Source organism: Shewanella sp. HL-SH5, assembly GCF_051163755.1.
Taxonomy (GTDB): domain Bacteria; phylum Pseudomonadota; class Gammaproteobacteria; order Enterobacterales; family Shewanellaceae; genus Shewanella; species Shewanella glacialimarina.
Genome location: NZ_CP195038.1, coordinates 248,870 through 261,866, shown reverse-complemented (window position 1 = coordinate 261,866; position 12,997 = coordinate 248,870). Strand labels below are relative to the sequence as shown.

Below are 12,997 nucleotides of genomic sequence, written 5' to 3'. Positions count from 1 at the left end.
GGTATAGAGGTTTTATCCGTGCTAGAGAATTTACGTAACATCGCCATTATTGCACACGTCGACCATGGCAAAACGACCCTGGTAGACAAATTGCTTGCGCAGTCTGGTACCCTTGCTTCACGTGGAGAAGCGACTGAGCGTGTGATGGATTCTAACGATCTTGAAAAAGAACGTGGGATCACCATTCTGGCAAAAAACACTGCCATCAAATGGAACGACTACCGCATTAACATCGTAGACACGCCTGGTCACGCCGATTTCGGTGGTGAAGTAGAACGTGTTCTATCTATGGTTGATTCAGTATTATTGTTAGTTGACGCAGTTGATGGTCCAATGCCACAAACTCGCTTTGTGACTAAGAAAGCGTTTGCTCAAGGCCTAAAGCCAATCGTTGTGATTAACAAGATTGACCGTCCTGGCGCTCGTCCTGATTGGGTTATTGACCAAGTATTCGATTTATTCGACAACTTAGGTGCAACTGACGAACAGTTAGACTTCCCTATTGTTTATGCTTCAGCATTGAATGGTTTCGCGACCTTAGATCCAGATGTAGTTAGCGAAGACATGACACCACTTTTCCAAACCATCGTTGAGAAAGTTTCTTTCCCAGACGCTGATTCGGAAGGTGCATTCCAAATGCAAATTTCTCAAATCGATTACAACTCATACGTGGGTGTTATCGGTATTGGTCGTATTAAGCGTGGTAACGTAAAAACTAACCAACAAGTGACTATTATTGGTGCTGATGGTAAGAAACGTAACGGAAAAATGGGCCAGGTATTAGGTTACATGGGTCTAGACCGTACTGAAGTTGAAATTGCTAATGCTGGTGACATCGTGGCAATTACAGGTTTAGGTGAGCTTAAGATTTCTGACACTATTTGTGCAGTGACTGAAGTTGAAGCGTTACCGCCGTTAACAGTTGATGAACCAACACTAACGATGACGTTCCAGGTAAACACTTCTCCGTTCGCGGGTAAAGAAGGTAAGTATGTTACTTCTCGTAACATTCTTGAGCGTTTACAAACAGAACTTGTTCACAACGTAGCACTACGTGTTGAAGAAACTGACAGTCCAGATCGTTTCCGCGTATCAGGTCGTGGTGAATTACATTTATCAATCTTGATTGAAAACATGCGTCGTGAAGGCTACGAATTAGCGGTATCACGTCCAGAAGTAATTCTTAAAACTGTTGATGGTGAGCTACACGAACCATTCGAAACTGTGACTGTTGACGTTCAAGAAGAACATCAAGGTACCGTAATTGAAAAGTTAGGTGTGCGTAAAGCTGAAATGAAAGATATGCAGCTTGATGGTAAAGGTCGCGTACGTATCGACTTCATCATCCCAAGCCGTGGCTTAATTGGTTTCCAAACTGAGTTCTTAACTGCAACTTCAGGTACTGGTCTAATTTATCATTCATTTGATCACTACGCTCCGCACAAAGGTGGCGATATTGGTCAACGTGCTAACGGCGTATTGATTTCTAACGCAACAGGTAAAGCATTAACATTCGCACTATTCGGTTTACAAGACCGTGGTCGTCTGTTTATTAGCCACGCTGCTGAAGTGTATGAAGGCCAAGTTGTTGGTATCCATGCTCGCTCTAACGATTTGACGGTTAACTGTCTTAAAGGTAAGCAGCTAACCAACATGCGTGCATCAGGTACTGATGAAGCACAAGTGTTAACTACACCGATTAACTTAACGCTTGAACAAGCACTTGAGTTCATCGATGATGACGAATTAGTTGAAGTAACTCCTAAGAACATTCGTGTTCGTAAGAGATTCTTAACTGAGAACGAGCGTAAGCGTCATAACCGCAGTTAATTAAAATTAATGAGTGGCGCTATATTTGCCACTTATTAGTATCAAAAAGCCCAGATTGTTCTGGGCTTTTTTGTGCCTGCTAATCTAAAAACTTACACATAAATAATTCTTAAGCAGAGCACAAAAATAACTAGATATACATTTAAAATAGATATAAATTCACTTAAAACATTTATGGAGTATCAGGAAATATGTTAAAACAAGTCGATGTAGCCCTAAAGGCAAATGTTTATTTTGATGGAAAAGTCATTAGCCGCACAGTATTTTTAGCCGATGGAAGCAGACAAACTCTAGGTGTTGTCTTACCTGGCGAATATACCTTTTCAACCTCTCAAGGTGAAATAATGCAAGTCACATCAGGTAACTTTGAAGTGTTATTGCCTGGTACGACCGAATGGATCAATTATTCAGCTGACACTCAGTTTGAGTTAGCTGCTGGAGTGAGCTTTAGTATTAAAACCAGCGGTATTGCTGAATACTGTTGTAGCTACCTTTAAGTCCTCTTACTCTGCAGTTTAGTTACAAATAAACTTAGCCAGAACCAAACAGTTTTGGCTGTTTTTTTATCAAAAAACAGCTAGTCTAGTAAAATGCACACGCAAAAGGATTCTATTTATGCGCATTTTATTATTTACCTTGCTACTAATCAGTATCAGTAGCACAGCTGCGGTTTATCGCTGGGTCGATGAAAACGGGAAAGTTCACTATAGCGACGAAGCTAAGCCTAATGCAGAGCTTGTCGAAGTAAAAGAAAATACTCAAAACACTATCGTGCTGAATGATACCCCAATCATTGTGGATTCAACCTCGCAAAATGATGCTATTGAGCTCGTCTTAAATATAGTATCACCCACACATGATGAAACCATTCGCAGTAATGAGGGAAAATTTGATGTCATTGTCAGTGTTACCCCAACACTCCCCCGAGGTATCTTACTGGCGCTTTTTATTGATGGCGAAGTCAAAGCTCAACCACAATCTTCATCCACTTTTAGCTTAATGGGCATTTACCGAGGAGAACATATCATTGTGGTGAAAGCATTAGATCAAAACGGCAAAGTCCTTGCATCTAGTTCACCAAGAAAGATATTTCTTCACCAGGCAAGTGTGAGCAGAATAGCAAAACCAACGCCTTACTATGCTAAAAAAGGCAATTAAAACAGTACCATATAACAAAACTGTTTGAACTTATTTTCCTATTTGCCTGCGTGAACTGAGTTGCAGATCGCACCATATTGGTGCAACATATTGGTGCAAGCTGCAACCCAATAAATCAGGACGGCGAATGGACACTAATAACTTACTTAATCATCTAGTTACCGCAGTACTAGTGATCGACACCAAATTAAAGCCTTGTTTTGCTAATGCTGCTGCCGAGCAGCTATTGGCTGTCGCCAACCATAAATTACTCGAATTAAGCTTGCCTGATTTATATCAGTTTTTAGGCGTTGATGAACATATTTTGCGAGATGCAGTATCATCAAATCAAGGGATCACAGTTAACACTGCGGCATTAATTACCTTAGACGGTCAGCACCACACTGTAGACTTGACCTTAATTCCTATCGAGAATGAACAAAACCTCAGTATTTTAGAGCTACGACAAGTTGATCAACAACGTCGTATTCACCAGCAGCTAAATATGGACGCGCAGCAACAAGCAGCGCAATATCTTGTGCGTAATCTTGCCCATGAAATTAAAAATCCATTAGGGGGATTACGCGGTGCAGCTCAACTGTTATCAAGAGAACTGCACTCACCGGAATTAAAAGAATTTACCACTTTAATCATCGAACAAGCCGATCGTCTGCGCAACCTAGTCGATAGGTTATTAGGCCCGCAGCGACCAACACAGCATACCGAACACAATATTCATCAAGTGGTACAAAAGGTATTAAAGCTGGTTGAAATGGCTTTACCCGCAAACATAAATCTAAAGCGTGACTACGACCCATCTATTCCTGATTTTCAGATGGATCCCGACCAACTTCAGCAGGCTGTGCTTAATATTGTCCAAAATGCCATTCAAGCATTAGAACATGCTGGCGGTGAAATCTTGATAAAGACCCGAACTCAACATCAAGTCACCCTTGGTACACAAAGGTATAAGTTAGTGTTAGTCCTGTCGATTATCGACAACGGCCCCGGCATACCTTCTGATCTTATAGACACCTTGTTTTACCCTATGGTGACAGGGCGTGAAGATGGTTCCGGCCTAGGTTTATCCATTGCACACAATATAGCAAGATTACATGGCGGACGTATTGACTGCGTATCAGCTCCAGGCCATACCGAATTTATAATTACCCTGCCATTACAAAAATTCTAGACCTTAGGCAGCACGAGGTAACAAGATGACAATAAGCGAACAAGTCTGGATTTTAGATGATGATAGCTCCATTCGTTGGGTGCTAGAAAAAGCCTTCTCAGGCGCAAAATTAACCTGCGCCAGTTTTGCTGCAGCCGAGTCACTATGGCAAGCATTAGAACTAGCTCAACCTCAAGTGATTGTGTCTGACATACGTATGCCAGGTACCGACGGCTTAACCCTGCTAGACCGTTTACAGCTTCATTACCCGCATATTCCCGTAATTATCATGACAGCTCACTCTGACCTAGACAGTGCCGTTAGCGCCTATCAAGCAGGCGCGTTTGAGTATTTACCTAAACCGTTTGATATTGACGAGGCCATTGCGCTAGTTGAACGGGCATTAACCCATGCAACCGAACAAACACCTGCAACTCCAGCAGTTGATACACAGGTAAAGACACCTGAAATTATCGGTGAAGCGCCCGCTATGCAAGAGGTGTTTCGTGCTATTGGCCGTTTATCTCGGTCCTCTATCAGCGTGTTAATTAATGGCCAATCAGGTACAGGTAAAGAGTTAGTCGCGGGTGCGCTTCATAAACACAGCCCACGCAAAGATAAACCTTTTATTGCCCTTAATATGGCCGCAATACCCAAAGACCTTATTGAGTCAGAGCTATTTGGCCATGAAAAAGGCGCATTTACTGGGGCTGCTAATGTGCGTCAAGGGCGGTTTGAACAAGCCAATGGTGGCACACTATTCTTAGATGAAATTGGCGATATGCCACTCGATGTCCAAACACGCTTATTACGGGTGCTATCAGATGGTCAATTCTATCGTGTTGGTGGCCATCAATCTGTGCAGGTTGATGTGCGTATTATTGCCGCAACTCACCAGAACCTTGAATTGTTGGTGCAAAAAGGCTCATTTCGCGAAGATTTATTTCATCGCTTGAATGTCATTAGAGTGCATTTACCTCCTCTGTCACAACGTCGTGAAGACATCTCTCAACTCGCTACTCACTTTCTCAGTACTGCGGCCAAAGAAATGGGCGTAGAACCCAAAATACTCACCAAAGAAACCGCCGCTAAACTATCGCAATTACCCTGGCCAGGGAACGTGCGTCAACTTGAAAACACTTGCCGATGGTTAACCGTAATGGCATCGGGACAAGAAATTCTGCCACAAGATTTACCACCTGAATTACTCAAGGATCCTGTGGCAACTAGCCAGCCAAATGCGGCACATACAGACTGGCAATCGGCGCTTAAAGACTGGATAAATGAACGACTCAGTGCCGGTGATAACGATTTACTCACCGAGATACAACCTGAATTTGAGCGGATATTACTTGAAGCCGCCTTAAAACATACCCAAGGTCATAAACAAGATGCCGCTAAACGTTTAGGCTGGGGGCGCAATACGTTAACCCGTAAATTAAAAGAATTATCAATGGAATAAGTACTTTGCTATGCCTAAGTTGTTATGCCTAAGTTGTTATGCCTAAGTTGCTATGCCTAAGAGGCAAGGCTTAGGCATAACCAACAAAGATGCTAAACGGGATCCTGGTGAATAATCACTTCAGCATCTTCAAACGCATTTTGGATACGCAGTCCGGTCGCATCAGCTATTGAATGTGCTTCAAACAATGGCTGGTTACCATCTAATTCTAAATGCAATTGAATAAACCTGGTTTTACCTGACTGACGGGTACGAAGATCATGCAGTCCCTTGACTCTTTTATCTTCTAAAGCCAATGCTTTAATCTGTTCACGAGTATCAGAATCTAGCTCTCTGTCTAACAAACTTTGTATTGAGCGATAGCCTAAATCGATGGCTTGTTGACCAATAAATATGGCAATCAATATCGCAAATAATCCATCCGCCCACCACCAACCATAATGTGCCAAAACTAGCGCTAGTAGCACGGCTGAGTTTAAAAATAAATCAGACTTATAGTGCAAAGCATCTGCTTCAACTACTGTACTGTTGGTTTTTTCCAACGCTCTTTTTTGCAACAATACCAAGGCCAAGGTCATAATAATGGCAATGATAGACACAATGACCCCTAAAGTGGCATGGGTAACCGTTACAGGGTTAATCAACTTTTCACCGCCGTAGAGCAACAATACACAAGCCGAGCCTAAAATAAACCCCGCTTGTGCTAGTGAAGCTAACGGCTCAGCTTTACCATGACCATAACGGTGATCTTTATCCGCAGGCACAATCGCATAACGCACGGCAATAAAATTGACTATTGACGCCAAAGCATCGGCAAAAGAGTCAGTTAACGATGCCAGCATACTTGCCGAACCGGAATACAACCACGCTACAAGCTTAATGACTATCAAGCAAAGGGCTGTTGCTACCGCTGCACGGCTAGCCAGTTTTACCCAAAAATCATATTCTGAAGTTTCACTCATAAAAGATCTATCGACTCTTTATACTGATAATCTACCAACCCTTACTATAGCAAGTTGATTACTTAATTAGGATAAAGTTTACTAAACAATCGACTCACCTTATGCAAAGTGTGACCTTTCTCAATCTTGTAAAAGTCACAAGCTTAACTAAACAAAAAAAACCATTACTCTGAAGTAATGGCTTTTATCTATGTCAGCCTATATAAACTAGATTAATGGCGTGATTTGTGGCCTTTGCCTGAGTTAAATTTATCTTGAAACTTTTGTTGCTGTTCAGGTGTTAATAATTGATAAATTTCGTTTTGTATTTTCATATGGGTTAACATTTTTTGTAACTGCATTTGTTGTTTTGCTTCAACCATTTCAGTGGCTTTAACTTCATCAAAACCAGCGGTAGTGATTAACGCTAACATATCTGCTTTGTGCGCTGCACGTTGCTCTTTTGTTGGGCGCTCTGGACGGTTAGCTTTATATTTGTCAAATATCACTTTAACTTGCACTTTTTGTGCATCTGTTAAATCTAGTTTGCGCAACATTTTGTGCATGCCACCTTTATGGCCATGATGTCTGTCGGCTTTAACGCTAGGTTGCTCAGTTTTTGCTGCACTGCTAATGGTTTCTTCTGCATATAACTGACCAGCCAATAATGCTGAGCTTGCCACTAAAGCAACTAAACTCATGTTGAAGATTGATGATGTTTTCATTGGTAAATTCCTCGGTATAAAAAAGGGGTTACTTTCTGCCTCAGCAGATTTGATACTCAGTTTACCCAATGCAATGTCAATCAGCGTTAAGACGGCGTAAAGCTATGTAAAGAATGTTTCCTATCGACTTTTACACCAGAAATAGATGATCTAGTTGGCATATTGGATGATAAACACCACAGTAATGCGAGCTAGTTAACGTAATTTAAACTTGATCATTACAGTCATTAGATAAGGGCATAAAATCTTACTATTAGTGCTTTATTGGAATAAATTATGAATCGATTATTTAGCAAGTTGCTGTTACTGCTTTATATACTGATATTGGCGCCAAGTGCCATAGCCAGTATAAACCCATCAACATCAGCAGATAACTCACTATGGTACAGTCAAAAAAATGAGCAGCCAGTTGTTAAGCTGCATTTCTTTTGGTCAGAAACCTGCCCGCACTGTCGCAAGGCTCACCCTTTAATTGACGCATTAGGCGAGCGATTTGATTGGATAACGGTTGAAGATTACTTAATCAGTGAAACTGGCAATGTCGATAAACTTATGGCAATGGGCAAGCGGACAGGAGTTGAACCTAAATCTGTGCCCTACTTTGCGGTATGTGGTGAAGCCATTGTTGGCTACAACAGCCATCAGGTCACTGGCCAATATATTATTGAGCGTTTAGTCGACTGTTACCAAAAACAAGGTGGCAAAGCTAATATTGGCGACAAACTTGATGACTTTCTAACCTTAGATAACACACCATCCGAGCCCTTATTTGCTACATGTGGAGATACCAATAATGTTGAAGATAACGCTAGCACTTGTGGCATGGACAGTAGCATAGCAACCGAAGACACTTCAGTCAGCGCGAACACCTCAAAGCCACATGTTCAACCCGTGGATATTCCCTTAATTGGTGCAGTGCATCCTGAACAAATGTCATTACCCCTATTAACTGTAGTATTGGCAGGTGTTGATGCCTTTAATCCGTGCGCATTTTTCGTGTTGTTATTCTTACTCAGCATCATGGTCAATGCTGGCAGTAAAAAACGCATGTTACTGGTGGGCGGTATATTTGTATTTTTCTCTGGATTTATTTATTTCATCTTTATGAGTGCCTGGTTAAATTTATTCCAACTACTTGGCGGCGGTGATGGCGGCATTATTATTACCTGTGCGGGAGTATTGGCTTTGATTGCTGCTGGGGTCAATATCAAAGATTACTTTTACGGCCGTGGCGATGTCAGTCTATCGATGTCAGTAGAAAATAGAGGGACGCTTATTAAGCGTATGGGTAAATTGTCTAAAACCAGTTCATTACCGACCATGATTATCGGCTCATCAGTATTGGCTATTTTGGCGAATGCTTACGAGTTATTGTGCACTGCGGGTTTTCCAATGATTTACACTTCAGTGCTGTCCATTTCTAACCTGGATGTCATGGAGCGTTATCTTTATTTGATCGCTTACAACGTGGTTTACGTCATCCCTTTAGCCACCATAGTGATTGTATTTTCAATGACACTGGGCAAGCGAAAACTGACTGAAAAAGAAGGCGAAAAGTTAAAGCTAATGTCTGGGGTTATGATGCTAGGCTTGGGTAGCATGCTAGTGATTAATCCCATGTCATTGCAAAATCCAGTGCTATCAATTGGGCTGATTGTGGGGTCAATCATATTGACCTTCATTATCGTCAAACTGACTCCAGCAAAAAAAGATAAGTCTGCTGGCTAACAGTAAAGCACCAACGAATGTAAAACTGTGCAATGATGATTTCATCTCAGCTCGCCATAGGCTAAAGTGTTTGAATGCATATTGAGGGCTGAAATGAATCGAATTTTACTTGTTGACGATGATGTCGGATTATCAGAATTATTAACCCAGTTATTAGAAATGGAAGGCTTTGCTGTCAACCAGGCTTATGATGGTCAAGAAGGGTTAACTAAAGCATTACAAACTGATTTTGATCTGATTCTATTGGATGTGATGCTACCGCAACTTGGGGGCTTTGAAGTATTAAAAGGCATCCGCAAGCGTAAGCAAACTCCAGTATTGATGTTAACCGCCCGTGGCGATGAAATCGATCGTGTGATTGGCCTAGAGATTGGCGCCGATGACTACCTGCCAAAACCGTTTAACGACCGAGAATTAATCGCCCGTATTCGGGCCATATTGCGTCGTGCGACCAATGCTGAACAAGAGCTGTTAACTAGTGATGCTTTGAAAATTGGTGACTTGCGCCTAGATCCTAAGCGCCAAGAAGTTTATTGCAATGAACAATTAATGGTTCTGACATCAACCGAATTTAGCTTACTGCTTAACTTAGTTGCCAATTCAGGTGAGTTAGTTACCAAAGACTCGTTAAGTGAAAGTGTATTGGGTAAAAAACTGATGCCCTTTGATCGTAGTTTAGACATGCACTTATCCAATTTGCGTAAGAAGTTACCCGAGCGCAAAGATGGCCGAGCGAGGGTAAAAACCCTGCGAGGCAAGGGCTATATTTGGATCCCCTAATGAGTTCAACTAACCCATTAAATCGCTTATTCTTTAAATTGTTGATTGGCTTTTGGCTATGCAGCTCTTTGACCATTGCATTAGTGTTAATTCTGCCCATTATTATGCAAAGTCAGGACCGCGCACCGATTGAAAAGCATTTACAGCAAGTGCTACAAACGGTCGCTAAAGACATTCAACAATCCCCCGATATTCTCACTACAGATAAGCTATATAAATTACAACGCCAACATTCAAGACACGACAAACCGCTACGTGTGTATCTTGTAAACGACGACGGTCAAGTTATTAATAGCCGTAAAGTCCCTCGCTCTTTACGACAGTTTCTATTAATGGCAGAAGACGCTAAGCAGCCAATTAGTCATCAGTTTAGAAATGAGCTTATTTTTGGCCCTTTAACTTTCAGCGTTAACCAGCAAACCTTTCAAGTTTATGGTCGAGTTCCCGCTAACCATCCTAGACCCTGGTTCTTTTACTTTTCAGAGAACAAACTACTCACAGCCTCTATTGCCATTCTATTCTCAGGCTTATTATGTGGTTTACTCGCTTGGCATCTTGGTAAACCCCTGAATAGTCTAAAACGCAGCGCCAATGCAATCGCGAAAGGCGATTTATCGCATAGAGTCGACAAAACCACCGTCAGCAGAAGTGATGAAATGGGTCAGCTTGCAATGACGTTCAACAGTATGGCCGACTCAATTGAAGCTATGGTGACTAACCAGCAACGGTTAATGGGAGACATTTCCCACGAACTTCGCACACCGCTAACACGCTTAAAACTGTCCTTGGCGCTGGCACGTAAAAAAGGCCAAGACAGCACAGAGTTAACCCGCATAGAATATGAAGCCAACCAATTAGATGACTTAATCGGTGAGTTACTGACGTTATCTCGAGTAACACTAAATGCCAGCGAAATAAAAATTCATGCCGAATTAAGCGAAACCTTGAGCCAAGTCCTTGATGATGCAGAGTTTGAGGCAGAGCAACAACAGAAAATACTCGAAATAGATATCGATGAGCACTTAGCTTTTGAGCACTATCCAAAACCCTTGTGCCGTGCAATTGAAAACGTACTGCGAAATGCTATCCGTTATGCCACTCAACACGTGCATATCGGAGCCATCGAAGAGGGTAAAAATATTGTCATTCAGATTAAAGACGATGGTAAGGGTATTGATGAGCAAGAGCTAGAAGCGATATTCAGGCCGTTTTACCGTCCGGATAATGCCAGAGATCGCAATAGTGGTGGATGGGGACTCGGCCTAGCGATAACTCAAGCCGCTATTCAAGTCCATAAAGGCAGTATTGAGGCGAAAAATGCTCAGCCAAGTGGTTTATTGATAAAGATCACCTTGCCTCAGCGCCATTAAAAAGTCACCTCTTGAGGTGTAATTGCAGCCAAAGGCTCACTTAAATATTATCCCTATAAGTAACATGGACGGTAAAAATCACTAAACCAGAGTACAAGATATTGATTATCAGGTTAACTTCAACAGTTATAAGGAGAGCCAATAATGGTTAGCTCATTTATTCATTCAAATTCGGGTGAGTTAACTGGCGTGAGTTAATAATGAAGCTTTCAACTACTTCAGCTATAATGCACCGTTATTTTTTTCAGGTAGGTCACCATGTTCCATATCGCACTTTATGAGCCAGAAATCGCCCCAAACACGGGTAATATTATTCGTTTATGTGCCAATAATGGTACGCAACTTCATCTTATTGAACCTCTAGGTTTCGACTTAGAAGAGAAAAAGCTACGTCGCGCAGGCTTAGATTACTCCGACCTAACCCGAGTCACCCGCCATAAAAATTACCCAGACTTTTTAGTCGCTATGGCAGGTAAACGTATTATGGCGTGCACCACTAAAGGCAGTCGCCCACACACTCAAATTGCTTTTGCCGAAGATGATGTTTTATTATTTGGCCCAGAAACTCGCGGCTTACCCATGGACATTATTAATGCGACGCCATTAGAGCAGCGTTTGCGCATTCCTATGACTGCCAATAGCCGCAGCTTAAACCTTTCTAACTCTGTCGCGATTATTAGCTATGAAGCCTGGCGACAGCTCGATTTTGCAGGCGCAGAATGAAGCAATCCAGTTCAAACGAAACTCAAGAGCAAGCATTAACCATTGCCAAGTCGACCCAGAAAGAAGGCCAAACTAAAGCGCAAACTAAGCTTATTGCTAGCGGTATTGAAAAAGGCATTACTGAATATAAAAAACAGCATAAAGCCAAAGCAAGACAGAGTGATAAAGCGCGCAAGCAGCAAGTTAAATCTAAGCAAAAAATACAACACGATGAACCTGAGTTTGAATTAGAGTTTACTGAATCAACCCAAATGACACCTATGGTATGGGCATTAGCCTGTGCATTAGGCTTAAGTTGGCTAGGCTTTGCGTTGTACTTTTTTAGCTAGGCAAAGCTTTACTAGCTAATCTATTGATTAAGCTATTTATTAAGCCTGTCTGGGTATCGGTTATATGGCGTAGCAAGCTTAAATAAATATTATTTCATTTATTGCCCAGACTTTTACCTACCTATAGGCATCAGGCTTACCCCCCGAACCACTTGATAACTGTCGCTATCATCATCTAAAAAGTGGGCACTTTGTTGCCATAGCCAGTGGGTTTTACCGTTAGCTTGCTGTGCATCAAAGGAAAGCCGTATTAAAGCTGGACGCTGTTTAATTTCACCCTTTCCTAGAAAAGTAAATCCATCACCTTGCTGGTATAAGGTAAATAGTTGGCTAATGTCTGCATTAATACCATCAGAATAAATCAGCTCGATCTCATTGCCTCGCACACGAAACCACCAGGTTTCACTATTACTGAACCGTGCACCCTGGCTAATACTAATATACATATTATTGTTATCGGCAGAACACAGCACTGAGGTAGTCACCTGTTTTGATAGGCCGTTTGGATTTGCTGCGCTGCCTTGCCACTGACCACTTATTAACGGGCAAAGTTGCCCAAGCTGCACTTTATTGGCCAAAGCAGGCGCACAATGCAGCGTAATAATGCCAAATAGAATACAGGTTATCGATTTAAAGCAGTTCAATATCATCTTGTTTAAAGTCGGTTGATTGTTGAAAGTAAAGCGCGAGTGCATATTTCACTGATTGCCATATTTGACCCGTTTTTAGCACCTAAGGCTTGGGATACACTTATTTAATCGCCCCCAAGATAATCAACTCAAAATATACACCCGATAAAAC

13 protein-coding genes are annotated in these 12,997 nt (G+C 41.8%); 10 read left to right on the top strand and 3 right to left on the bottom strand.

Annotation, left to right across the window (positions count from 1 at the left end):
* The first annotated feature begins 18 nt into the window (after positions 1 to 18).
* The 5 genes from typA (at position 19) to glnG (ending at position 5,600) form a co-directional block, all read left to right on the top strand.
* The gene (gene typA, locus ACRWQM_RS01120; protein WP_434927459.1) at positions 19 to 1,830 is read left to right on the top strand and encodes a translational GTPase TypA; all 1,812 of its coding nucleotides are present in this window, start codon (positions 19 to 21) and stop codon (positions 1,828 to 1,830) included.
* Positions 1,831 to 2,021: 191 nt separating this feature from the next.
* Complete coding sequence (locus ACRWQM_RS01115) at positions 2,022 to 2,327, top strand: pyrimidine/purine nucleoside phosphorylase (protein ID WP_434927460.1); 306 nt, start codon at positions 2,022 to 2,024, stop codon at positions 2,325 to 2,327.
* Positions 2,328 to 2,445: 118 nt separating this feature from the next.
* Positions 2,446 to 2,988: a DUF4124 domain-containing protein gene (locus ACRWQM_RS01110; protein ID WP_434930980.1), complete on the top strand. Its 543-nt coding sequence runs from the start codon at positions 2,446 to 2,448 to the stop codon at positions 2,986 to 2,988.
* Between the two features lie 127 nt (positions 2,989 to 3,115).
* Positions 3,116 to 4,159, top strand: coding sequence for a nitrogen regulation protein NR(II) (glnL, locus tag ACRWQM_RS01105; RefSeq protein WP_226412701.1), 1,044 nt, complete (start codon positions 3,116 to 3,118; stop codon positions 4,157 to 4,159).
* Between the two features lie 25 nt (positions 4,160 to 4,184).
* On the top strand, positions 4,185 to 5,600 hold the full coding sequence (glnG, locus tag ACRWQM_RS01100) for a nitrogen regulation protein NR(I) (protein WP_434930979.1): 1,416 nt from the start codon (positions 4,185 to 4,187) through the stop codon (positions 5,598 to 5,600).
* Between the two features lie 92 nt (positions 5,601 to 5,692).
* On the opposite strand, the gene fieF is transcribed toward glnG, so the two are convergent.
* Entirely contained in the window at positions 5,693 to 6,562 is an 870-nt protein-coding gene (gene fieF, locus ACRWQM_RS01095) for a cation efflux pump FieF (RefSeq protein WP_434930978.1), read from the bottom strand.
* Positions 6,563 to 6,774: 212 nt separating this feature from the next.
* On the bottom strand, positions 6,775 to 7,266 hold the full coding sequence (locus ACRWQM_RS01090; protein WP_434927463.1) for a Spy/CpxP family protein refolding chaperone: 492 nt from the start codon (positions 7,264 to 7,266) through the stop codon (positions 6,775 to 6,777).
* A gap of 276 nt (positions 7,267 to 7,542) precedes the next feature.
* Here ACRWQM_RS01090 and ACRWQM_RS01085 point away from each other — a divergent pair, with 276 nt between their 5' ends.
* The 5 genes from ACRWQM_RS01085 to ACRWQM_RS01065 all read left to right on the top strand — a co-directional run bounded on the left by ACRWQM_RS01085 (position 7,543) and on the right by ACRWQM_RS01065 (position 12,196).
* Positions 7,543 to 8,994, top strand: coding sequence for a cytochrome C biosynthesis protein (locus ACRWQM_RS01085; RefSeq protein WP_434930977.1), 1,452 nt, complete (start codon positions 7,543 to 7,545; stop codon positions 8,992 to 8,994).
* A 93-nt stretch (positions 8,995 to 9,087) separates the two neighbouring features.
* The gene (locus ACRWQM_RS01080; RefSeq protein ID WP_434927465.1) at positions 9,088 to 9,774 is read left to right on the top strand and encodes a response regulator; all 687 of its coding nucleotides are present in this window, start codon (positions 9,088 to 9,090) and stop codon (positions 9,772 to 9,774) included.
* On the top strand, positions 9,774 to 11,144 hold the full coding sequence (locus tag ACRWQM_RS01075; RefSeq protein WP_434930976.1) for an ATP-binding protein: 1,371 nt from the start codon (positions 9,774 to 9,776) through the stop codon (positions 11,142 to 11,144). Before ACRWQM_RS01080 ends, ACRWQM_RS01075 begins: the two co-directional genes overlap by 1 nt.
* 258 nt (positions 11,145 to 11,402) lie before the next feature.
* Positions 11,403 to 11,867 carry a tRNA (uridine(34)/cytosine(34)/5-carboxymethylaminomethyluridine(34)-2'-O)-methyltransferase TrmL gene (gene trmL / locus ACRWQM_RS01070; RefSeq protein WP_434927467.1) on the top strand — a complete coding sequence of 155 codons (465 nt, stop codon included), beginning with the start codon at positions 11,403 to 11,405 and terminating at the stop codon, positions 11,865 to 11,867.
* The gene (locus tag ACRWQM_RS01065) at positions 11,864 to 12,196 is read left to right on the top strand and encodes a DUF2956 domain-containing protein (RefSeq protein ID WP_434930975.1); all 333 of its coding nucleotides are present in this window, start codon (positions 11,864 to 11,866) and stop codon (positions 12,194 to 12,196) included. The genes trmL and ACRWQM_RS01065 overlap by 4 nt, the downstream gene beginning before the upstream one ends.
* 113 nt (positions 12,197 to 12,309) lie before the next feature.
* On the opposite strand, the gene ACRWQM_RS01060 is transcribed toward ACRWQM_RS01065, so the two are convergent.
* Positions 12,310 to 12,891: a hypothetical protein gene (locus ACRWQM_RS01060; protein ID WP_226412681.1), complete on the bottom strand. Its 582-nt coding sequence runs from the start codon at positions 12,889 to 12,891 to the stop codon at positions 12,310 to 12,312.
* Between the last annotated feature and the right edge of the window lie 106 nt (positions 12,892 to 12,997).